Raw genomic sequence first — 22,708 nt, forward strand, 5'->3', positions numbered from 1 at the left:
TGAAAGTTTGTTGGCTGTTAAATAGATCACAAAACCACCCAGTAAAACAATATGAAAGCTATTTTGTGATCCATATCCTTTTCGAAAGGAATGAAAATGTTTTTTGTTTCATATTGGCTAAAATGAGCTGTACAGGATATAATGTAAACTTACGTGTAAGTTTGCGTAAGTCATGGCACATGTATCGAAAGGTTGTGAAAGCGATCTAGGTTTCAGAATTACGTGTTGCTACTTTTAATTTTAAGTGTAAGCTGTATTCGAAATTAAACGAAAGCAGTTTCATTGAGTTTGTAAGGAAACGAAGTGAAAAGTGCTATAGAAAGGCGTATGGAAATCGTTAACATCGTTAACCAGAATGGTAAAGCGCGTGTTGAGGACCTAGCCAAAAAATTTAATGTATCGAGTGTCACTATTCGCAGTGACCTGAGTTTTCTGGAAAAGAACGGTTATGTGATTCGTTCTCATGGCGCTGCAATTCCAAATTCAGGAGTGATCGCTGAACTGAGTGTTCAAGAGAAGCGCCGACAGAATGTAGGTGTTAAATCTTTTATTGCACAGGCAGCAGCTAAACTGATTAGTAATGGTGACACAGTTATTCTTGATTCTGGCACAACCACGCGAGAAATAGCTTCTAGTTTGAAAAACTTAGAAAATGTAGTGGTAATGACCAGTGGTCTAGATGTCGCAATGGAGTTGGTATCAGCACCGGGTGTAGATGTGTTGATGTCAGGCGGAGTACTTCGTAAGAATGCTCTCTCTTTTTCCGGCTCACAAGCTGAAGCCAGCCTAAAAAATTATCGTTTCGATAAAGTCTTTTTAGGTGTAGATGGTTTTGATTTGCGAGCAGGTATCACCACGCATAATGAACAGGAAGCAAGCCTTAATAGGCTAATGTGTGAGGTTTCTGAACAAGTTATTGCAGTAACTGATTCAACCAAATTTGGTCGTCGTAGTTGCTATATGATTAGAGAGTTCGGGAATATTGATATCTTAGTCACTGACGCTAATATTCCAGAAGAATACTTACAAAGTCTTCGGGATATGAAAGTTGAAGTTATTATTGTAGAAAAGAGCTGATTCACTAACTCCACTGTTACATTGTAAATATTTACTGTGGAGTTAGTATATGAGTATTCTTAAAAAAGTAGTACAACGTAATAAAGCAGGCGAAAAGAATGGTATCTATTCTGTCTGCTCAGCCCACCCCTTTGTCATTGAAGCGGCACTTAACCAAGCTTTAAATGATCAATCATTATTGTTAATAGAAGCTACCTCTAATCAAGTTGATCAATTTGGTGGTTACACTGGAATGAAACCTGCTGATTTTAAAGAGTTTGTTTTAGATCTTGCAAAAAAAGTTAAGTTTCCTGCAGAAAACCTTATTTTAGGTGGTGACCACCTCGGTCCTAACCGTTGGCAGAATATTGCTTCTGATGAAGCTATGAATAATGCTGATGACCTTATAGAAGCTTATGTGCAAGCTGGATTTACAAAAATCCATCTTGATTGCAGCATGTCTTGTGCGGATGATCCTGTTCCACTTTCTGATGAAATTGTCGCACAACGCGCGGCTCGCTTGGCAAATATAGCTGAAAAAACAGCGATTAAAGCATTTGGCAGTAGCGAACTTGTTTACGTGATCGGTACTGAAGTTCCTGTGCCAGGTGGTGCAGCCGAAGAGCTAGAAGAGTTAGAAGTTACTTCTCCAGAAGCTGCTCATAAAACGATTAATTGCCATAAACAAGCTTTTGAGAAAGCTGGAGTAGCTGCTTGCTGGCCTCGTGTCATTGGTTTAGTTGTACAGCCAGGTGTTGAATTCGATCACACGGGTATTATTGATTTCCAACCAGAAAAAGCAAAAAAACTGAGTGAGGTCGTAAATGACTACGATAATTTGGTATTTGAAGCTCACTCAACCGATTACCAAACTGATAATACTTATAAAGCATTAGTAGCAGGACATTTTGCCATATTAAAAGTGGGACCTGCATTAACTTTTGCGATGCGTGAGGCGCTTTATAGTCTTGCTGATATTGAAGAGCAAATTGTTACCAAAGCACATTGCTCAAACTTCAAAAATATTATTGAAGAAGTGATGTGTGAAAATCCTGATTATTGGGAAAAGTATTATCAAGGTACTGAATCTCAACAGCGTTTCTCACGCAGTTATAGCTTCAGTGATCGCATCCGTTATTACTGGCCTGAAAAATCAATTCAACATGCACAAGATAAACTATTCACTAATTTATCTCGTACAGGCATCTCGTTACCACTATTAAGTCAATACTTACCAGTGCAGTTTAAAGCTGTACGTGAAGGGACAGTGAATGCAGATCCAAAATCTTTGGTATTAGATAGTATTCAAGAAGTATTACGCAGTTACGCATCTGCATGTCAGCAAAGTAAAGGTTAAATGAAAATGATGAATCAATATTTAGGTTATTCAGAAAACGAGTTAGAAAAATTAAAAGCGTATTGGACTGCAAAAGAGATAGAGCAACAGCCATCATGCTGGAAAAAAACGCAAGAGATTGTTGAAATTAGACAAGCAGATATTCGCCCATTTATGGATAAGGTATTTGCTCATGAAAATCTGCGCATAGTGATGACTGGAGCGGGTACTTCAGCATTTGCTGGGCAGTCGTTAGCGCCGTCATTAGCAAAATTGACTGGTCGTAGGATTGAAGCAATTGCATCGACTGATATCGTTTCTAATCCGGGTCAGTATTTTGCAGAAGATCTGCCTACTTTATTGGTATCGTTTGCTCGTTCTGGTAATAGCCCTGAAAGTGTGGCTGCTGTTGAGTTAGCTGATCAGTGTCTAACGAACTGTTATCACCTATTTTTAACCTGCAACAAGGAAGGGCTACTTCACAAAAGTAGCGTTAATAACAGTAAAGTATTAGCTTTATTGATGCCTGAAGAAACGCATGACAAGTCATTTGCGATGACATCTAGCTTTTCTTCAATGATGATTGCCGCTATATCGGTACTTTCTGGTAATGAAGAGATGAGTGAAAAAGTAGCACAGATAAGTCAAGTAACTGAAACCTTGATTGCACAGATTAATAGCCCAATCACTGAGATTGCAAGCTGTGACTATGAGCGCGTTATCTATTTAGGCAGTGGTACTTTACAAGGTCTTGCTCAAGAGTCTGCCTTGAAATTATTAGAGTTAACCGCGGGTGAAGTGGTTGCTACTTTCGATTCTCCTTTAGGCTTTCGCCATGGTCCTAAATCCATTGTTAATAATAAAACATTAATTGTTGTCTTCATTTCTAATGATGCTTACACGCGTAAATATGATCTCGATTTGTTAAAAGAACTACGACGAGATAAGAGCGCAGGTAAAGTTATCGCTATTACTGCGCAATCTGATCAAGCTGTTACAGAAGGTGAACATTTTTATGTCACTGACATGCAAGCCGCTTGTGATACTGAGTTATTATTCCCGTATATGATTTTTGCACAGATTTATGCTTTTCACCGTGCGATATCGCTTAATAATTCTCCTGATAACCCTTGTCCAACTGGCGAAGTAAACCGAGTTGTACAGGGCGTAACTATTCACTCATTTAATTCTTAACCATTAAGATAATAACTAATAGGTAGAATAACTATGACAGCACCTAATATTGTTTGGACACGTATTGATGAACGTTTATTACATGGACAAATTCGTATCACTTGGGGTAAGCAAACAGGAGCTAATTTGATTCTTGTTGCAAATAACGAAGCCGCAGAAGGGCCTAATGCTGCTTTTATGCAAGCAGGAATGAAAGCCTCTGCGGGTGGCGAATATGCAGTACGCTTTTTTACGCTGCAAAAAACCATTGATGTGATCAGTAAAGCCTCTGCGAAACAAAAAATATTTATTTTGTGTAACTCACCAGAAGATGTGGCTCAGCTAGTGGAAAGTGGTGTGCCAATAACCCAGTGTAATGTGGGTAATATGCATTTCCACGAAGGTAAAAAGCAGATCACTAAAACAGTCTCGGTTAACGAAAGTGACCTTAAGGCCTTTGAGAGAATGGTTAAACTCGGCGTTCCGTGCACCATTCAGAATACTCCAGATCAGAAACCCGTTTGTGTTTTAGAACAAGCCGTGGCTTCGATGTAAGCCTAATTTAAAATTAAATTTACTTAAAAGGAAAATAAGTATGATGTATGAAGCTTTATTGGTCGCTCTCTGGGCCTTCTTTTGTGGTATCGATAAGTACGATGTCGCATTAAATATTCACCGCCCGTTAATCACTGGTCCTGTCATTGGTCTGATTATGGGGGATATGCAAACGGGTTTGATTGCGGGTGCAACACTTGAGTTAGCATGGTTAGGGCTTGTGCCTAACGCAGGTGCTCAGCCACCTGATGTGACACTAGGTACTATTGCTGCAGTAGCATTTGCAGTAATGACTGGACAATCAGCGGCCGTTGCAATGGGTGTTGGTATGCCTATTGCCGTTATGATGCAGATGTTAGTGATTGGTTTCTTCGCAATGACCGCATTCACAATGGGTAAAGCGGATGATTATGCAAATAAGGGGGACTCGAATGGTATCGATAATCTTCTCTACGGCACTATTACCTTGCGTGCATTAATGTATTCATTAGCTGGTTTCTTGACCATTTATTTTGGTGAAGGTGGTGCTGCTTGGATTGATGAGAATGCTCCAACAGTGCTATTAGAAGGTCTAGGTATTGGCGCGAAAATGGTACCTGCAATTGGTTTTGCAATGCTACTTAAAGTTATGTGGTCAAAAGAAGTGGCTGGTGTGTTCTTTATCGGCTTTGTAATGACGACTTATCTACAACTTCCGATTATGGCTGTTGCAATAATTGGTGCGTCACTCGCAGCATTGTACTTCTTCTTTAGTGGTACAAATAATTCAAACAATCAAGAAGTAGAGGAATTTGAAGATGGGATCTAATAACGTAGTTGAGACTAAAAATACAGAAATATTAACTGATGGTATTGACGCATACCAAGATGCTGAAGTACGTCAAGTTATTACTAAAAAAGACCTATGGTGGTGTGCTATCCGTGGTCTGTTTATGGAAGGTAATTTTAACTTTGAACGTATGCAGGCGGGTGGTTTTGTTTATTCCATCATTCCGGCATTAAAACGTATTCATGGTAATAATAAACGTGATTTTGCAACCGCACTGAAGAACCATTTACAGTTCTTTAATGCTAGCCCTAAGCTGTTTACTTTTCTGCTAGGTACTGCCATAGCAATGGAAGAAAACAAAGAGAAGCCATCAACCATTAACGTAATGAAAGTTGCGGGGATGGGGCCAACAGGTGGTATCGGTGATGCACTCGATCATATGACCTTGATGCCATTAACATTAGCACTTGGTGCTTCCATTGCGATTGAAGGCTCAATTGCTGGGCCGTTTGTTTTCTTCATATTATACCAAACAATACATTTTATCGTGTACTTTGGCTTGATATTTATGGGCTATAAAGCGGGTACTAACGCGATGGTCAGTATGGCTGATTCAACAGAGAAAATGGCTAAAGCCGCCAATATAATGGGTATCTTTGTTATTGGGGCACTATCGGCTACGTTCATTAAAGTGCAGACAACCTTATCTGTAGAGATGGGGGGGGCGGTTGTTGAACTACAAACGGCATTGCTCGATAAAATCATGCCCAATCTGTTACCACTCATACTGGTATTCTTTATGTTGAAAATGGTTAAAGGCAGTGGTTTCTGGGCTAAGCCACCCGTCTTAATTTTTGCAACCTTAGCGGGTGGTGTTATTGGCCACTTCCTAGGTGTTTTATAACGCACTTTTCACATCTATTTAAGGGGAGGGATACCTCCCCTATTATTAAGGATTCCACATGATAGGTATTGTTGTTTCAGGACATATTAACTTTGCAACAGGAATGCAATCGGCGGTTAAAGCGATTACAGGTGAACAGGAACAGATGGCCTATGTTGATTTTGTTGAGTCAATGTCAACGGACCAATTAGAAGATAAATTACGTCAGGCAGTAAAAGAAGTTGATTCTGGTGAGGGGGTTCTGATTTTAGCGGATCTACCTGGAGGTTCTCCTTCGAATCGTGCCTCAACAATTTTAATGGAATCACAGAATGTTGAACTGATTGCCGGGGCGAACTTACCGATGATTGCAAATGCTGCTTTCGAACGTGATGGTGCAAACTTACAAGAGCTTGTTGAAGTTATTCTAGAGATTGGCACTTCCTGTATACAAAACATGCGCTTGGAGCTAGAAAAAATGATGGTTAGTGAGCCAGAACTTGAATCGGAAGACGGATTATAAATATGCATTATGCGTTAATTGCTGATCACGTATTCACTACAACCGGCATTGAAAAAAACATAGTTGTGGTTGTTAAAAATGGAAAAATTACTTCTATTACAAAAGATATCCCTACAGATTGTGAGCTAATAAAGCTTGAAGGTTTATCACTTTTACCCGGGTTTATTGATATTCATATTCATGGTCGTCATGGTGCAGATGTGATGGACGCCACATCGCTTGCTTTACAAAATATAGCAGACGCTCTACCTGAAACAGGCGTTGTCGGCTGGGTTGGTACTACAGTAACGGCACCGTGGCAGGATATTTTAGACGCTTTAGCCTGCGTCCGTATTTTTACCCAGAAAGAACAGGCTCAGGGCGCACAGTTACTGGGTAGTTTTTTAGAAGGTCCCTATTTTACCGAACCCCATAGAGGTTCACACCCTCCCGCTTATTTGAAATTACCGACAATTCCTGAATTACAGGAATTAAAAAAGGTGGCGGGTAGTTCACTTATTCGAGCTGCGATTGCACCAGAAGGTAAGGGGGCTATGGAAGCTATCCGTTGGCTAACAGAAAACGGTATAAAAACTTCTGTTGCACATACGGATGCAACTTTTGAGCAAGTTACTGAAGCCTTTCATCTTGGCGCTGACTGTGGGGTGCATTTGTTTAATGGTATGAGTGGATTGCATCATCGTGAGCCAGGTTGCTGTGGTGCTGTTTTGTATCACGATATGTTAGCAGAGCTTATTGCTGATGGTATTCATGTCAATCCCGTTATGATGCAACTTGCATATCGAATGAAAGGTTATCAAGGCATCGCATTAATTACTGATTGTATGCGTGCTGGTGGCTTAGATGATGGTGATTACCAACTAGGCGCTCAAGTGATTACCGTCACTAACGGTGAAGCACGTAGTCCGTGTGGCTCTTTAGCGGGTAGTACTTGTAGCTTGGATCAAGCGTTACGAAATATGGTCTTTAAAAGCGATGTGCCACGTTGGGAAGCTGTGCAAATGGCATCAGCTGTTCCTGCAAAATACTTAGGCCTTGAAGACCGTTTGGGTAGTATAGCGGTAGGTTTAGACGCAAGTTTTACCATTATGAATAATGAACTTCAGGTGCAAGGCACCATTATTAATGGCAAGTGGGAATATCAAAAATAAATTCTATTTAGTCAGCAACAAATTCAACTAAAAATTAAGAGGTAAAAATGGAAATTCGTCAACCAATTCATAGCGATCACGCTAAACAGTTAGATACTGCAGGATTACGCAAGCAGTTTCTCATTGAAGATATGTTTCAGGAAGGCCAGATTAATCTAACTTACAGTCATATTGATCGCATCATTGTTGGTGCTGTAGTACCAACAACTACACCGATAAATTTTGAGGGTGGAAAAGAGATCGGTGTTGATTTCTTTTTACAACGCAGAGAGTTAGGAGCCATCAATATCGGTGAAGCTGGCATTGTTACTGTAGATGGAGAAACGTTTGAAATAGCTGCGCGAGAAGCTATTTATATTGCGATGGGTGCCAAAGAAATTAGCTTTGTGAGTGCCGATGCAAGTCAACCAGCACGTTTTTATCTAAATTGTGCACCAGCACATCATGCTTACACAACACGTAAAATTACACGTGCTCAGGCATCACCTGAAAAAATTGGTAATCAGGAAAACTGTAACGTTCGTACTATTTATAAATACTTACACCCAGATGTACTACCAACATGTCAGTTATTAATGGGCATGACAGAATTAGCGCAAGGTAGCTTGTGGAATACCATGCCTTGCCATACGCACGAACGTCGTATGGAAGTGTACCTTTATTTTGATATGAAAAACGACAATATTGCTTTTCATTATATGGGTGAGCCTAGTGAAACTCGCCATATTGTGGTGCGTAATGAACAAGCGGTTATTAGCCCAAGTTGGTCTATTCACTCTGGTGTTGGTACTGCCCCTTATACATTTATTTGGGGGATGGTGGGTGAAAACCAAACCTTCCACGATATGGACCATGTCGCAATGAGCGATTTAAAATAACCCATTTACTTATTAATTTATGCTGTTGCGACAGCAGTTAACTCATTTGTAGGATAATAATTATGAACAATTTTGATTTAAGCGGAAAAGTAGCGATTGTAACTGGTTGTAATACGGGTCTTGGTCAAGGCTCTGCCATTGGCCTTGCTCAAGCTGGCGCAGATATTGTTGGTGTCGGTCATCAGCCGGCACCAGAAACGAAGGCTAAAATTGAAGCATTAGGGCGTAAGTTTCATTACATTACGGCTAATCTAATGGCTCAAGATAAACTTGAAAATATCGTTACTGAAAGTGTAGAAGTAATGGGACGTGTTGATATCTTAGTGAATAATGCTGGTATTATTCGTCGCCAAGATTTTCTTGAATTTTCAGAATCAAACTGGGATGACGTAATTAGCATTAATCAGAAAACAGTCTTTTTCCTAGCTCAAGCCGTTGCTAAACAATTTGTTAAGCAAGGCGAGGGCGGTAAAATCATTAATATCGCTTCTATGTTATCTTTCCAAGGGGGTATTCGAGTGCCTTCTTACACGGCAAGTAAATCAGCGGTAATGGGTCTAACAAGAGCGCTAGCGAACGAATTAGCACAGTACAAAGTAAATGTTAATGCTATCGCACCTGGTTACATGGCAACTGATAATACTGAAGCATTGCGTGCTGATGTAGAGCGTAATGCGGCTATTCTTGAGCGTATTCCAGCAAATCGTTGGGGAACGCCAGAAGATTTAGCTGGCCCTATTGTTTTCCTTGCTTCTGCTGCGAGTGATTATGTGAATGGTTACACCATTGCTGTTGATGGCGGTTGGTTAGCACGCTAAGGAGTAAAGCTAATGACTTTAGGTACTCAAGAAAGTGTTTTACAGTTAATGAAAAAGGTATACCGCTATCAGTCTGAAAACCAGACTCGCAGTGTGATCCGTAGTAGCGGCGCGACTCGCTTTATCAAGGATACGGACTGGGAACGTGGTGTATTTTGGTCTTGTACAGCCGCTGCCTGGACAGCAACTGATGATAGTGAATACCTTGATGGTGTAATGAATTATGCACTGCACACAGGTTTTCGTACCGGTGCATTTCCGCGTTTTGCGGATGACCATGTTTGTGCTCAAGCCTATCTGGACGTTTACCCAACAATAAATATCCCTGAAGCGCTGGAACCAACTATTAAAGCATTTGATATCATGCTTGATGATCCGAAACCAGGTCATCGTGACTGGTGGTGGGTGGACTCGCTATTTATGGCGCCAGCTGCCTTTGCTGCTTTGTCTAAAGTGACCGGCGAGCGCAAATATGTTGATTACATGCATACGGCTTTCTGGGATTCGATTGATCACCTCTATGATTCAGAAACGAACCTGTTTTACCGTGATTACCGTTATATGCCAACTGAGCTAGGCCAGAAGTACCGTGATGAGTTCGGTGACGGCGGGGCTGAGTTTCGTGAGGCTAATGGTGAGAAGGTATTCTGGTCGCGTGGTATCGGTTGGATGTTGGCAGCATGCCCGCGAATTCTGGCACGTCTGCCTGAGGATTTCGAACATCGTCAACCTTATATTGACCTGTTTACTGCATTGGCTGCCGAAGTTATTAAATATCAACAGGAAGATGGATTCTGGCGCACCAGTTTATTAGACCCTGATAACTTCCCTGCTCCTGAGAGTAGTGCAACCGCCTTGTTTTGTTATGGCCTTGCATGGGGAATTAATAACGGTATTTTAGATAAAGAGACATATCTTCCCGTTGTTGAATCATCTTGGGCTGCACTGCAAACAGCCGTTCATGAAAATGGCATGATGGGCTGGGTGCAGCTGCCAGCCTTTAACCCACGTGATGTGAAGTTTGAACATAACATGGATTATGGTGCAGGAGCATTTATGCTGGCTGCAACAGAAGTTGCTATTCTCGCTGACTAAAATAAAAACCCCAGATTGCTGGGGTTTTTTAGTTTTAGGGGTAAGTTTATGAGAATGTTGAGTGTGTTTGGGGTCGATAAAAAAGCTAAGCGGGAGCATCTTATCGATAGTTAGCTGCTCGCTAGTGATCCGAGTGCAAGTGGCAGGATGATTTCTTCGTTACCTTGTGAACGGTAAGCGAGAAGATGTTAATCTTCTTTCTAGATTGATTGAGTTTAGGTATTTTACAATTTTCTAGTCAGTCTCGTTTGAGCCCATTATCGCTTCAACTTTCTGTCTATAATCACCTCACCACTTGCTCAACGTTGTATATTGAATTGCAACGGTAGGCATCTAACAATGCATATACCCATTTTTGCGGCTTTGATTTAATATCTGTTATATTAATTAGGCTCTGTTTGTTTTTTTTGATGTCTATTTTTATTTCAGCCATTACCTTTCGAAGTTGTTTCGCTTCGTCTTTCGTTACCCTTTGATATATCATATTCGTTGTTTGATAAAAGCTTTATCGTATTTTTTATTGTATATTATTTGTTCAATAAGTATTCATAATACAAAGTGCTAAAATGAGGTTAATAACAGAAATATGCGGGATCGTTATATTCGTGCAGGGGCTATTATTGGTGCCCTTTTCTGCTATTGCGGCAGAAAATATTTCAGTTAAGCTTGATTATAGGCACTGCTATTCTGAAGAAACAAAAAAGAAAGCTGACAGGTTAGAAACCTATATTTCCGCAGATAATTTATTGCTAGAATTTGATGCGACAATGACCAGTAATCGTGATTCTAATTTTTTACAAGGCATGACCGTATCATCCTATGATATGGGGGTTTTTCTACCTCTAACGTCATAATAAAAACCTCGTTGTACTTCCTGGCTTCGATTATATTTTAACGACTAATAATCAACTGTATCTCCTTTCATTAAGCATTAAAGATATGACGGATAATAAAATCCGTCTGCAGATGCGATACAAACAGATTTTTAATAATAAAGCGAGGGGTACAAAGGATAAATAACAAGTTCAACGTATTGATTTTTGGTTGATTTATAGGAAAAAAACTTGAAATTTTCAATATCAGGTTAGCTTCGGAAAGAGCTGAATAATGATGTTCCGCTGTATGATAATAGTGACAAAGACTATTAGCAGAATATCCGAATTCGTTATCAACAATAGCAATGGAAGCCTTATATCGAATTGGGTGATGTAAAGGTGAGCCGTGTAACCGATGAACGTCAGCTACGCTACCGTGTGGTCTGATGTACAATTTTTAACAAAGAATAGTAGTCTAACAATAGCAATTCCATTAATTTAATGGAATTGCATAAGTGTCTGAACATGCACCAATGTCTACATACTTGTTAACGTAGTCAGACTGCGATTACTTTTAATTTAGTAAAAGAGGAGTATTAACATGTCAATATCGCGTCGTAGCTTTCTTAAAGGAAGTGTTGTAGCTAGTGCAGCTGGTGTTCTCGCACCGTCTGCTAGTGCTTTGTCTGGAACAAGCACTGTATTAAATAAACCGTCAAACCCTAAGAACATATTAATTATTACCGCTGATCAATTAGCCAAAAAAGCAGTGGCAGGGTATGGCAATGACTTTGTAAAAACCCCCGCAATAGACTCAATTATTAAACAGGGAACGCGTTTTGAAAAGGCATATTGTTCTTTTCCTTTATGTGCGCCTTCCAGAGCTTGTTTTTGGACTGGGAAATTACCTCATCAAACGGGTGTTATTGCTAATAGTAGCCCCAATATTCCAGAGACAATGGACACGTTAGGTAAGTTATTTACTGAAGCTGGCTATGAATGTAAGCATTTTGGAAAACGCCATGATTACGGTTCTTTGGCTGGTTTTGATAGTGCAGAGCAGATACAAAAAGAAGTTAAAACAACAGACGCTTTCCCGGTTAATTACGATAGCCGAGAGGATGTTTACTGTTTAGAAGAGAGTGTCAACTATCTTAATAATTATAAGGGTGATAAACCTTTCTTAATGGCGGTTGAATTTAATAATCCTCATAATATATGTGGTTGGGTTGGGGAATTTCAAGGTAAGCATGGTGATATCGAAGGAATTGGAGAACTGCCCCCGTTACCTGAAAACTTTGAAGCAAATGATGATTTAATGAGTCGCTCTAAATCAGTACAGTTTGCTTGTTGTACGCATAACCGCACAAGGCAGACTTCTGAGTGGAGTGAGCTTAATTTTAAGCAGTATTTAAAAGCTTATTACCATTACATTGAACTTGTTGATGACTGTATTGCACAAGTACTGGCGACATTAAAAGCGCAAGGTTTAGAAGATGAAACACTAGTGGTATTGTTTTCTGATCATGGTGATTCAATGGGAGCACATCGATTAGTCACTAAAATGAACTGGTTTTATGATGAGTCAACGAATGTTCCTTTTGTGTTTTCAGCACCAGATCTTCCCAAAGGAAAATCACTTGATGAGCTTGTTTCACTTTGTGATCTTTTACCGACATTGTGTGACTATGTGGGGATCAACACGCCAGCTAATATTTATGGGCGTTCTTTGATGCCTCTTTTACAAGGTAAAAAACCTGCTGACTGGCGAAATGAAGTAGTATGTCAGTGGCATACAAATAGAGAAATGACCATACAGCCCGGCCGCATGATGAGAACTGAGCGCTATAAATATATTGTTTATCAGGAAAATAATGATGAAGAATTATACGATATGCTTAATGATCCTGGCGAAATGACCAATTTAAGTCATAAAGCTGAATCGCTGGCTTTGCTAGAAGAAATGCGCGCACAGTTTAAAAATTATGTAGCAAACAATGTTGATCCATTTTTCACTCAGGAAGCAGTGATCGATCAGCGTTGGCGTTCACATGATCTGGGTTACCATCACCATAAAGGTGACTCATCAATTGACATTTATTTGAAAACGATTCGCCCTCTCGAAAAGAGTGGTGATCAAAAAGCAATTGAGCAAGCGCGGAAAGACATATTGGCTTCTTCCCGTCTCTCATATTGTAAAGTCTAATTGAGGCCCCCGTTATTGAGGGGGCTTATATATCTACTTTCCTCAGTAAAAATATCTGTTTACGGATCAAGCGTTGGGTTTAATTTATGTTAACTATTCTACAAATGTTGAGGTAAGTTAGGCTTATCACTGCTACAGAGTATGCTTGGAAGTTATCTAATACCAAAGGAACTAAAAAGGTGATCAGTCTTACTTGTTAAAATCACCCTAACTGTGTTGTAAATTTTGAAGTGAGAACAACTATCTCCTGCAATTCACGCCTTGTTAGTGCTCATTTTTCCTGTGCAACACTTGATCACTTCATTAATTCCATTGGTATAATCTTTAATCTTTGCTGATGGTGATCAGGGTAAGTGCATATGCCTTTACCCTGAATATTTTACGCTGCTATCGAGTTGCTTTTAACGCAAATTTTTGAGCTGTTGCATCAACCGTAGTAATGGTAACTAAGGTATTATCTCCCTTTAGGCTCGCTCGCACATTGGCATTGTCATTCGGCATGTTTAATTGCCACTGTCCTTTAATTGTTATGGTACTGCTTACCGGTTGCGATAGGTTGTAGCGCCAAGGTCGACTGTAAATACTAACCTCAATCTGCTCACCGTTTGCATCAACTTGATCTGCATTTATTCCTGCATAAATCGCTAGGTCAAGATTTACCACGCTCAACTGCAATAGCCCTTCAGAGTTGATTTTGGCCATCACTTGCGTTGGTGCGTTAGAGGCAAGTACATAGTTTGCATTAATCGACGCCGGCTCAAAGAAAGCGTAGGCTTCAACTCCCCCTTCACTACGGACTGCATGCACCAGATCGTCACGTTGAATCACAGTGTATTGTGGTTTTAGCAGATCCTGAGCCTCAACCTTGATGGCATATTCGTACCCTCCGCTAGTCGGGGCAATACCATGTTCAATGACTGCGGTAGCAAATAAGCCACTGGTAGGGAGTCCATTTCCTTGGTGATTGGATTGTTGCATACCGTAGGTAATACGAACTGGTTCATTATCGGTTGCGGTGATGAAATAGCGGTTACCAGCAGGATCTTCTAGGGTTATCTCGTCTTTTAGTATCTCTGTTGTATCTAGAGTGTTTATTGAGCTACCATTTACCTCAATCGCTTGCAGATCCGGCACACTATGCTGGAAGAGAGTGGTCCCAGTCATATGCTGACTGTCGTCATTTTGAATGCCTGAGCCTAGAGCAATGATGTTGTTAGCAAACATAAAGTAAGACTTACGCGCTCGCAGACTCTGCTGTTGATACTTACTATGGCCGTGTAGCTTCATGGCAAACATGGCATTGTTGTTATCTAGGGTGTTGGCTCCCGCATAGGTTTCAGTAGAGAGTAGCATCTCTTCTATCCCAGCTGATGGTAGCTGCCCAAGCACCGCTTTCAGCTGCTCGTTGGGCAACTGAATTGTTGTTGTTCCTGGATACAGATTCCAGTTCCAGCCATCGTGACTGAAGGCTCGCTTAGATAGATCTGCAGGGGTGATCTCTAGCTGACCATACTGCAAGTAACGACCATACAAGTTATTCACTGCGTAGGTCTCGTTACCGACCAGATAACGGCTGAAGCCTCGTGCTATTGCTAGCCACGATTTTTCTGGATTTGCCGGACTTTGGCCTCGAGCGATGGCCATAGTGGCGTAGTTCATTGCCCAAACTCCCGTCGGTTCATCTTCTGCCTTAATGCTTTCAAACTCAGCCACCTTGGTGAGATTTGCATAGGCGGCTGCTAGTTCGGCATCAACTTTATTATGGCCATCAGGTGATCCTGCCAGGGCCATCCATTTGAACGCTGATGTGGCAATTTTCTGCTTTCCGGTAGGGTGGCGACCACTTAATACAATCGGGGTTATCCGTGCTTTGCTATAAACCCGCATCATCAGTAGAGTAAACTTGATGTGTTCATGTGCCTCCTGAGTGATCTGGAAAGGACTGTCTCCTAATCCGTATATAGCACCAGACAAGCCTTTAAAAGCGTCGTTCCCATAAGCAGGATAATGTTGTGAATGGTGGAAAGTAGAGCCATCAGGTTTAAATCCGCCACCAACACCATCAGATGCTAACAAGGTTTCACTCAGCCAAGTCTGATGCTGTGTAAGTATCGCTTCACGCTCTGCATAGTCTGGAAGTAACAAGAAGCTTTTAATCATCCACTGCAATTGCGTATTGAGAATATCGACATTAGAAGAGGTAATATCTTCACTCTTTTCATAGATTCGGCCAGCAGCACTGAACCACATCATCGATTTTTGTACCGGTTCTAGTAGCTGGCTTTTGGCAACAAGATGACGCGCGATAAATAGGGCGTCAAATAGTTCGCGGGTTTGATAGCCTAAGTGTGAGACGATCTGAAGGCCAGATCCACCTTCCATTCCCTGATCAAGAAAGTAACGTGTCGCGTTAATAAATGTCGCCTCAAGTTTGTCGCGATTGGCTGGGGAAAGGCTGGTAGTTCGCAAATATTTTGCGGTGTCTTTCATCGTTTTACCCAGTACTCTCATGGACTCAACATCCTGTAACATGTCCAGTGTTTCATCACTGATAATGCCCGTTTTCATATACTTATGGCTAGTGGGATAAATGATTGGCCTACCTGTTACGCTGCCGTCGGGGTTATTGATTATTTGAAAGGGAATATATTTTGCCAGATTCTCATCGATTTTCTCCTGGCTGATGTTTATATCGGGGTTAACTGCTAGGTAATTATCAAAATTAATATAAATACTTTTGGTGCCGGCTTGGGTATCGTCGAAATCAAGATCAAAATTAAATGTTGGTTGCTGTTCTTTTAACATCTGATCGTACATTAATAATGCGGTCCAGTTTTTACTCGGCATATCGGTAACACCTGGATTTACAAAGGGCTGCTGGTAGTCGGGGGTTGGCCAGCGGTTATCAACTGGTACCGCCATCATCACTTGATCCAGGATAATTTTTCCTGCGCTATCCGGGGCGGTGATGGAGAGTTTGTTCATGTTTTCAGCTGCGGTGCCCTGCATATCTCGAAAAGGTACTGAGATGCCTCGCCAGCCTTTAAAATCAAGTGAATAGTTAAAATAAGCATCTGTTGTATCTTTTGAACCAAAGCTGAAATTGATGCTTCCATCTATTGCTGTTTCATTGTAAATCCAAGCCATAAAAGTGCTGGGGGTGATCTCGCTATCATCTTTTTTATAACCAATGTCTTGGCTGAAGATAAGCTTACTATTTGGGGAAAAATGCCACTTTAGTGAGTGCTGACCATCTTTGTAGTGCTCGGTAGTTGTTTCTAGTGGATAAAGACTAGAAGTGCTGATTGACTCAGGTATGCCCTGTTCAAAAAAGTACATATAGCCACCTGGTTCAAGGTTTTTATTATTTCCTGAACCTATGATGTCGCTTTCGTTTTGGCAAGCAGATAATGCAATAAAAACACTTAATGCGACTAATGACTTATTTATATTAACTTTCATTTTTACCTTTCCTTTCTTCCATTTTAATTTGAATCGAAAGGTTATGTGAATTAAAAAGAAAGTTTTTTGATCTTATTCACAATTTTACAGTAACTTTGGTGTTTCGTTGTCTTTTGTTTTGTTTTTTTGGTCTGGTCGTTATTTATACATTTAATTTATATTGAATGTATTTTTACGTTTGTGATCACTGTCATATATTTTTACGAATGCTTACGTATAATTGTTTTTGCTGTTATTCGAAAGCATTCAAAAGGTCTTATATGACAAATTCACATTTACCACAAGCACGTTTTCATATGATGGCTAAGCCGACCAGCTACCACTGTAATTTGCAATGTGATTATTGTTTCTATCTTGAAAAAGAAGATATTTTTCTTGAAATTCCTGACCAAGTAAAAAGTAAAACGCACGGTTATATGACAGAGGCGACATTAAAACGTTATGTTCGTGATTACATTCGCTCACAGGATAGCGACGATATCGATTTTGCCTGGCAAGGTGGAGAGCCGACGCTGGCGGGCTTAGATTTTTATCGTAATGCGGTTAAATACCAGAAAATGTATGCCGATGGAAAAAATATTAGCAATAGCTTTCAGACCAACGCTATTGTGATTAACCGTCAGTGGGCACAGTTTTTCGCCGAAAATAATTTCTTAATTGGTGTATCTATTGACGGTACGCCAGAAGTACATGATAAATACAGAATTTCAGTGAACGGCAACCCTACCTTTGAACGTGTTAAGCGTGCGATTGAATTATTGATTGAGTATAAGGTGGAATTTAATACATTAACTGTGATTAATGACCAGAACTGGGATAAAGGCAAAGAGACCTATCAGTTATTAAAGTCGCTTGGTTCAAAGCATCTGCAGTTTATTCCCATTGTTGAAGTTGACCAAAGCTGTCAATCGCAAAAAAATAGTGGCCATTACTCCCCTTCTGCGACACCTTCATTGACTCATTTTTCAGTACCAGCAGATGGATATGGTCAGTTTATGAGTGAGGTATTTGATGAGTGGGTTAAAGAGGATGTCGGCACCGTATTTGTGCGTATGTTTGACAGTATTCTAGCCACTTGGATGGGCTACCCTGCATCAGTTTGTGTGCAGTCTCGTGAGTGTGGACAGGCGATGATCATTGAAGCCAATGGTGATCTTTATTCCTGTGATCATTATGTTTATCCGGCGAATAAACTGGGTAATATTCGTCAGAATAATATGGCTAAAATGGCGACCAGTAAGCAGCAAAAACGCTTTGGTGAAGCTAAATATAAAACCTTAACCAGTAAATGTGAAAGCTGTGAAGTACAAGCTCTTTGTCATGGTGGCTGCCCTAAACACCGTATTAAGTCTATTGAAGGTGAAAAATTTAAGCAGAACTATTTATGCCCATCATACCAACGTATTTTTAAACATACTACGACTGCTATGCATCTGATGACTCAGGAGATTAAGCGTGGTGGTTTAGCCGCCAATGTTATGCCAATGATTCGTCATTCTAATTTTATTAAATAAACCCCAACCTTAAGGAATATACATGAAGAGATTGACCTCCCCAAAAACGCTATTAACAGGGCTGGTTGTAGCTGCATGTGCTATCACACCTGTTACCGTTTTTGCCACAAACCATGCTATGAAACCTAATATTCTGGTCATTGTCATGGATGATTTAGGGACTGCACAATTGGATTTTATGCTTGATAAAGTAGATAAAAAAACACTTAAAAAACGCTTGGTACCAATGCGTTATGATGGTGATTTTGATACTTTATATGACGCTGCAAAACGCTCAATGCCAAATGTTACAAAACTTGCAAACGAAGGTGTACGCATGACTAATGCGTATGTTGCAACCCCTGTTTGTGGACCTTCACGCGCAGGTATGATGACTGGCAGACACCCGCATAGCTTTGGTACTTACAGTAACGATGATGCAAAATTAGGTATCCCGCTTGATATCACCTTATTACCTGAGCTATTGCAAGAGGGTGGTTATGCCACTGCGAACATTGGTAAATGGCATAATGCTCCGGTGGAAAAAACTAAAATAGATGAAAATGTACGTAGTCGTGATTACCACCACAATCAAATCCCTGCAGCAGTAAAAGGTTATGGGCCAGAAGATCGTGGTTTTGATTATACCTACAGTTATTATGCATCGGGCGTTGCGCTGTATAACTCCCCCGCTATTTTCCAAAATGGCGTAAATATTCCGTCTCCTGGTTATATCACTCATAATTTAACCAAAGAAACGATTAACTTTATTGAAAAATCGTCTGATAAACCTTTCTATATTAACCTTGCGTTTAGTGTACCTCATATTCCTTTAGAGCAAAATGCGCCGGCTAAATACATGGATCGTTTTAATACCGGTAATGTTGAAGTTGATAAATATTATGCACATATTAATGCCGCCGATGAAGGTATTGGCAAAATTATTGATAAGTTGAAAGAGGTAGGGGAATACAAAAATACTTTGATCTTCTTCTTGTCAGATAACGGTGCTGTATTTGAATCGCCAATGCCAATGAATGGTATGGATCGTGGCTTTAAAGGTACGCGTTTCCGTGGGGGTGTTCATGTCCCCTTTATTGCGCATTGGAAAGGTAAACTGCCAGAAGGTAAAGTGAATAATACGATGATATCAGCGATGGATATCCTCCCGACTGCGCTGGCTGCTGCGAATATAGCGATTCCAAGTAGTATGAATGTTGACGGTAAAGATATTATGCCAGTATTAAAAAACAAAAAAGAAGTGCCACATAAATACTTATATTGGGCGGGTCCTCGCGCGTTACATTATTCGCCTGAAAGTGCCAGCTTCTGGAGCCATTATTGGAAATGGATCACGTTTGAAGAGCAAACATTTATACCTAGTCCATTTATTGAAAAGCACTCTGTAGGTGAATGGGCAGTTAAAGATCAGAACTGGTCGCTACATTTTTATGATGGCGGAAATCATGAGCTCGAATTATATAATTACGCAAAAGATCCAGCTGAATCAATTAATTTAGCGGCAAAATACCCAGAAAAAGTAAAAGAGCTGAAAAATGCATTTTACACATGGATAAAAGATAAACCTGCACCTATTGCATGGGGTCAGGATCGTTATAAAGTGTTGACAGATTCAGCTAAATAATTGAATCAGTAAATAAAAGTGACTGCCGGATGCATTGTGCGTCCGGTTTTACATACGATAGTACGGCTTGTTATGCTTTCTTCTCTATTTCTTCCCCTAAATATTCAGACTGAAATTTATTTATGAGTAAAATAATTAGCGCCACACAAAGACCAAAAATCCCTTATGAACATCCTGATGCGAGCATGTATTTTAAACTTTTTAAAGAAAATCTAATCCGTTTAAAGAATCGTAAGCCAGCCTATAAAAAACACGATCAGACTATTCGGGAGTTATTTAACAGTGACCAAGATAATTTAAAAAATCAATGTGAACAGCTAGTGAGTTATGTTGCTGAAGCATTTAATCATTATGCAGTGTGGGATCACAGCCATGCTTATTATCCTGGACGACCTAGCCAGCAGAGTGCGAGAACAGATGCGCTTGAAGGAGTAAGCCGTGTATTACCAACGCTCGCTGTTTGGCTAAATGCCAATGGTAAAAAGGGGTTGTCACTTAAGGGGCTAGATGGTCAGATCATTGATATTATAAAAATTATCAAGCAGGCGTTTCTAGCAGGCACCAACCCAAGCCACATAGGATATTGGGGAGATCTTCATGATTATGATCAAAAAGTTTGTGAAAGTGCTGATTTAGCATTGGTTTTATGGCTTTCTAAAGAGTGGGTTTGGGATCATTTACAGAGTGAGCAACAGAAGCAAGTATTAGAGTGGTTTAAGCAGGTGAACCATTGTCAGACTGTAGATAACAATTGGCATCTGTTTCCATTGACCGTGCAAGTGGTGATTAAATCCTTGGCTGGTGAAGATTATGTTGATCAGAAAAAATATCAGCGCATCAAAGAATTTTATGTAGGGGATGGCTGGTTTAGAGACGGTGCAAAAGGTAATTATGATTATTACAATGCATGGGGTTTTTTCTACTCTCTATATTGGTTAGATCAGATAGACCCGAGTTTTGATAGACCGTTTATCCAGCAAGCACATAGTGATTTTGTGTCTCGATACCGCTATTTTTTTACTGCACAAGGTATCCCATTTTTTGGTCGAAGTGCCTGTTATCGACTCGCTGCACCAGCCCCTTTATTAGCCGCTATAGATCAAGGCTCAGATGCCATAACAGTCGGTGAGGCACGGCGAGCATTTCACTGTAACTTACGTTATTTCATTACTAATGGTGCGTTAGCTAACGGAGCTCCAACCCAAGGTTTATTCGGCGATGATGTGCGTTTAGTGGATAACTACAGTGGACCCGCAAGTAGTTTTTGGTCATTACGTGCATTAAATATTGCAATTTACAGTGGTGATAGAAGTGGTTTGTGGGAGGCTAAAGAAACTCCATTACCGGTTGAACAGGAAGATTTTTCTTTTACATTAGACACGATTGAAGCGTTGGTAATAGGAACGCGAGCAACACAGGAAGTCGTGGTTGTATTCAAAACGGAGTATATCGATTTGCAGTCGCCATTATTACGCCGCTTAGTTGAACCAACGTGGTTAGATTGTTTCTCTGAAAAAATAACAGGACGAGCAAAACGACCTAAGAATAATTTGTTACGTAAGGGCATAACTTGTTACTCATCTAAAATGAGTCATTTTTTCTGATTATTATTAATGATGTGATCTGGATCATTCGTACATTTACTTCTTTTTATTTAAAAGCAAATGAAAGCTAGTGAAAGTCTATTATGTTTTGTATACTTGCGCTATGGTTTTGTAATCGCTTTTATAAATGGGATAAATAATGACAATGGTAAAGCATGTAGCAGTATTGTTAGCGGATGGTTTTGAAGAAGGTGAAGCAGTTGTATTCATCGATATTATGCGCCGTTTAGATATTAAAGTTGATGTTTTGTCATGCATGGAAACAACCGCGCTAGAAACCTATTTTGAAACTCGTATCACAGCCGATTACACGCTAAAAGAAAAATATACTGAAACTTACGATGCGGTGATGATGCCGGGTGGTCCAAAAGGAACGGATAATTTATCTGCAAATGCAATGGTTATTGATTTCCTTAAAAAGCATATTGAACAACAGAAATATATCTGTGCATTGTGCTCTTCTGGGGCAAAAGTGCTAGCTGCGCATAATCTACTTGAAGGGCGTAATTATACAACTGGAGCCGGGCTAAATGAGAAATTTAGTGATGGTAACTTTCAGGATAAAAAAGTAGTGATAGACGGCAATTTTATCAGTGGTAAAGGTCTAGGAGTTAGCTTCGAATTTGCTTTTACTGTGGCTAAAATGCTACTGGCTGATAACCAAGAGAAGGTTGATTGGCAAGCACAGCATATTTACTTTGATCATTGGCCTTTATAGCATTATGCCAATGGAATTGAGAAACTGATCATGTATTGCGCAGGAAAAATTAGCACTAACAAAGCGTGAGTGGCACCTTTCGAGAGATTAACTACGTTAATCTTCTAGCGAAGCATTAATTAAAAAACATTAATGCTTTAGATAGTTGTTCTCACTTCAAAAAATTGTCTGGAACTATTTTGAACTGCTTTAGCAGGCCACATAGTGGTGAAGAACAGGACGTTCGTAATAAAACTCACAACGCTGGTAGGGATGATTTTAACAAGTAAGACTGCTCACCTTTTTAGTTCCTTTGGTATATACCCGTTATCATTCAAGGTGCAAAATTCAGTACGCTGTGAGGTGAGTAGGTTCTAGGCAGAAAGTTGAAGGTCTAACGGGTTCAATCGATACTTTTTAACAACGAAGGTGTTTGCCTCAAAGCTTGCCCTTCGGGTCGTCAGCTCGAAAACTAATTCGGCGTTGCAGTATTCGATAAGGGCTAGCCATTGTCATCATACTGCGCCTTGTCTTAGTGTCCGAGCTGAC

The 22,708-nt window shown here is 40.2% G+C and carries 18 protein-coding genes and 1 pseudogene; 18 read left to right on the plus strand and 1 reads right to left on the minus strand.

Annotation, left to right across the window (positions count from 1 at the left end):
* Positions 1–303: 303 nt before the first annotated feature.
* The 14 genes and pseudogenes from agaR to G322_RS0100630 all read left to right on the plus strand — a co-directional run bounded on the left by agaR (position 304) and on the right by G322_RS0100630 (position 13,258).
* Positions 304–1,077 (plus strand): transcriptional repressor AgaR, encoded by a 774-nt coding sequence (gene agaR, locus G322_RS0100565; protein ID WP_028866321.1) that lies wholly within the window; start codon positions 304–306, stop codon positions 1,075–1,077.
* A 49-nt stretch (positions 1,078–1,126) separates the two neighbouring features.
* Positions 1,127–2,413 (plus strand): tagatose-bisphosphate aldolase subunit KbaZ, encoded by a 1,287-nt coding sequence (gene kbaZ, locus G322_RS0100570; RefSeq protein ID WP_022939864.1) that lies wholly within the window; start codon positions 1,127–1,129, stop codon positions 2,411–2,413.
* Between the two features lie 6 nt (positions 2,414–2,419).
* On the plus strand, positions 2,420–3,586 hold the full coding sequence (locus G322_RS0100575) for an SIS domain-containing protein (RefSeq protein ID WP_245542271.1): 1,167 nt from the start codon (positions 2,420–2,422) through the stop codon (positions 3,584–3,586).
* A 33-nt stretch (positions 3,587–3,619) separates the two neighbouring features.
* Positions 3,620–4,120 carry a PTS sugar transporter subunit IIB gene (locus tag G322_RS0100580; protein ID WP_022939866.1) on the plus strand — a complete coding sequence of 167 codons (501 nt, stop codon included), beginning with the start codon at positions 3,620–3,622 and terminating at the stop codon, positions 4,118–4,120.
* Positions 4,121–4,160: 40 nt separating this feature from the next.
* Complete coding sequence (agaW, locus tag G322_RS0100585; protein WP_022939867.1) at positions 4,161–4,928, plus strand: PTS N-acetylgalactosamine transporter subunit IIC; 768 nt, start codon at positions 4,161–4,163, stop codon at positions 4,926–4,928.
* Complete coding sequence (locus tag G322_RS0100590) at positions 4,918–5,793, plus strand: PTS system mannose/fructose/sorbose family transporter subunit IID (RefSeq protein WP_022939868.1); 876 nt, start codon at positions 4,918–4,920, stop codon at positions 5,791–5,793. Before agaW ends, G322_RS0100590 begins: the two co-directional genes overlap by 11 nt.
* A 58-nt stretch (positions 5,794–5,851) precedes the next feature.
* Positions 5,852–6,295, plus strand: a complete 444-nt coding sequence (agaF, locus tag G322_RS0100595) for a PTS galactosamine/N-acetylgalactosamine transporter subunit IIA (protein WP_022939869.1) — start codon at positions 5,852–5,854, stop codon at positions 6,293–6,295.
* A 2-nt stretch (positions 6,296–6,297) separates the two neighbouring features.
* Positions 6,298–7,446 carry an N-acetylglucosamine-6-phosphate deacetylase gene (gene nagA, locus G322_RS0100600; RefSeq protein WP_022939870.1) on the plus strand — a complete coding sequence of 383 codons (1,149 nt, stop codon included), beginning with the start codon at positions 6,298–6,300 and terminating at the stop codon, positions 7,444–7,446.
* 47 nt (positions 7,447–7,493) lie between these two features.
* A complete protein-coding gene (gene kduI / locus G322_RS0100605; protein WP_022939871.1) occupies positions 7,494–8,324 on the plus strand; it encodes a 5-dehydro-4-deoxy-D-glucuronate isomerase in 831 nt (276 codons plus the stop codon).
* Between the two features lie 56 nt (positions 8,325–8,380).
* Entirely contained in the window at positions 8,381–9,142 is a 762-nt protein-coding gene (gene kduD / locus G322_RS0100610; protein WP_211217115.1) for a 2-dehydro-3-deoxy-D-gluconate 5-dehydrogenase KduD, read from the plus strand.
* A gap of 12 nt (positions 9,143–9,154) precedes the next feature.
* Positions 9,155–10,237, plus strand: a complete 1,083-nt coding sequence (locus tag G322_RS0100615) for a glycoside hydrolase family 88/105 protein (protein WP_022939873.1) — start codon at positions 9,155–9,157, stop codon at positions 10,235–10,237.
* Between the two features lie 620 nt (positions 10,238–10,857).
* Positions 10,858–11,091 (plus strand): hypothetical protein, encoded by a 234-nt coding sequence (locus G322_RS0100625; RefSeq protein ID WP_022939875.1) that lies wholly within the window; start codon positions 10,858–10,860, stop codon positions 11,089–11,091.
* A gap of 336 nt (positions 11,092–11,427) precedes the next feature.
* Positions 11,428–11,499, plus strand: a pseudogene (locus G322_RS24710) (hypothetical protein); the annotation flags it as partial.
* 154 nt (positions 11,500–11,653) lie between these two features.
* On the plus strand, positions 11,654–13,258 hold the full coding sequence (locus tag G322_RS0100630) for a sulfatase-like hydrolase/transferase (RefSeq protein ID WP_022939876.1): 1,605 nt from the start codon (positions 11,654–11,656) through the stop codon (positions 13,256–13,258).
* Between the two features lie 387 nt (positions 13,259–13,645).
* Here the strand turns inward: G322_RS0100630 and G322_RS19580 are convergent, their stop codons facing one another.
* Positions 13,646–16,720, minus strand: a complete 3,075-nt coding sequence (locus G322_RS19580) for a chondroitinase family polysaccharide lyase (RefSeq protein WP_022939877.1) — start codon at positions 16,718–16,720, stop codon at positions 13,646–13,648.
* Between the two features lie 260 nt (positions 16,721–16,980).
* On the opposite strand from G322_RS19580, the gene G322_RS0100640 reads away from it, so the two are divergent.
* The 4 genes from G322_RS0100640 to G322_RS0100655 all read left to right on the plus strand — a co-directional run bounded on the left by G322_RS0100640 (position 16,981) and on the right by G322_RS0100655 (position 22,180).
* Entirely contained in the window at positions 16,981–18,234 is a 1,254-nt protein-coding gene (locus G322_RS0100640; protein ID WP_022939878.1) for an anaerobic sulfatase maturase, read from the plus strand.
* A gap of 22 nt (positions 18,235–18,256) precedes the next feature.
* Positions 18,257–19,858, plus strand: a complete 1,602-nt coding sequence (locus tag G322_RS0100645) for a sulfatase family protein (protein WP_022939879.1) — start codon at positions 18,257–18,259, stop codon at positions 19,856–19,858.
* 122 nt (positions 19,859–19,980) lie between these two features.
* Complete coding sequence (locus G322_RS0100650) at positions 19,981–21,462, plus strand: DUF2264 domain-containing protein (protein ID WP_022939880.1); 1,482 nt, start codon at positions 19,981–19,983, stop codon at positions 21,460–21,462.
* A 139-nt stretch (positions 21,463–21,601) separates the two neighbouring features.
* Entirely contained in the window at positions 21,602–22,180 is a 579-nt protein-coding gene (locus tag G322_RS0100655) for a DJ-1/PfpI family protein (RefSeq protein WP_022939881.1), read from the plus strand.
* The last annotated feature ends 528 nt before the right edge of the window (positions 22,181–22,708 follow it).

Origin of the sequence: Psychromonas hadalis ATCC BAA-638 (genome assembly GCF_000420245.1) — a bacterium.
In the GTDB taxonomy this organism is placed as follows: Bacteria; Pseudomonadota; Gammaproteobacteria; order Enterobacterales; family Psychromonadaceae; genus Psychromonas; species Psychromonas hadalis.

Bases quoted from the DNA above. Each gene is read 5' to 3' on its own strand.
- kbaZ (WP_022939864.1), top strand. From the start codon at position 1,127: ATGAGTATTCTTAAAAAAGTAGTACAACGTAATAAAGCAGGCGAAAAG.
- G322_RS0100575 (WP_245542271.1), top strand. From the start codon at position 2,420: ATGATGAATCAATATTTAGGTTATTCAGAAAACGAGTTAGAAAAATTA.
- G322_RS0100580 (WP_022939866.1), top strand. From the start codon at position 3,620: ATGACAGCACCTAATATTGTTTGGACACGTATTGATGAACGTTTATTA.
- agaW (WP_022939867.1), top strand. From the start codon at position 4,161: ATGATGTATGAAGCTTTATTGGTCGCTCTCTGGGCCTTCTTTTGTGGT.
- G322_RS0100590 (WP_022939868.1), top strand. From the start codon at position 4,918: ATGGGATCTAATAACGTAGTTGAGACTAAAAATACAGAAATATTAACT.
- agaF (WP_022939869.1), top strand. From the start codon at position 5,852: ATGATAGGTATTGTTGTTTCAGGACATATTAACTTTGCAACAGGAATG.
- nagA (WP_022939870.1), top strand. From the start codon at position 6,298: ATGCATTATGCGTTAATTGCTGATCACGTATTCACTACAACCGGCATT.
- kduI (WP_022939871.1), top strand. From the start codon at position 7,494: ATGGAAATTCGTCAACCAATTCATAGCGATCACGCTAAACAGTTAGAT.
- G322_RS0100615 (WP_022939873.1), top strand. From the start codon at position 9,155: ATGACTTTAGGTACTCAAGAAAGTGTTTTACAGTTAATGAAAAAGGTA.
- G322_RS0100630 (WP_022939876.1), top strand. From the start codon at position 11,654: ATGTCAATATCGCGTCGTAGCTTTCTTAAAGGAAGTGTTGTAGCTAGT.
- G322_RS19580 (WP_022939877.1), bottom strand. From the start codon at position 16,720: ATGAAAGTTAATATAAATAAGTCATTAGTCGCATTAAGTGTTTTTATT.
- G322_RS0100640 (WP_022939878.1), top strand. From the start codon at position 16,981: ATGACAAATTCACATTTACCACAAGCACGTTTTCATATGATGGCTAAG.
- G322_RS0100645 (WP_022939879.1), top strand. From the start codon at position 18,257: ATGAAGAGATTGACCTCCCCAAAAACGCTATTAACAGGGCTGGTTGTA.
- G322_RS0100650 (WP_022939880.1), top strand. From the start codon at position 19,981: ATGAGTAAAATAATTAGCGCCACACAAAGACCAAAAATCCCTTATGAA.
- G322_RS0100655 (WP_022939881.1), top strand. From the start codon at position 21,602: ATGACAATGGTAAAGCATGTAGCAGTATTGTTAGCGGATGGTTTTGAA.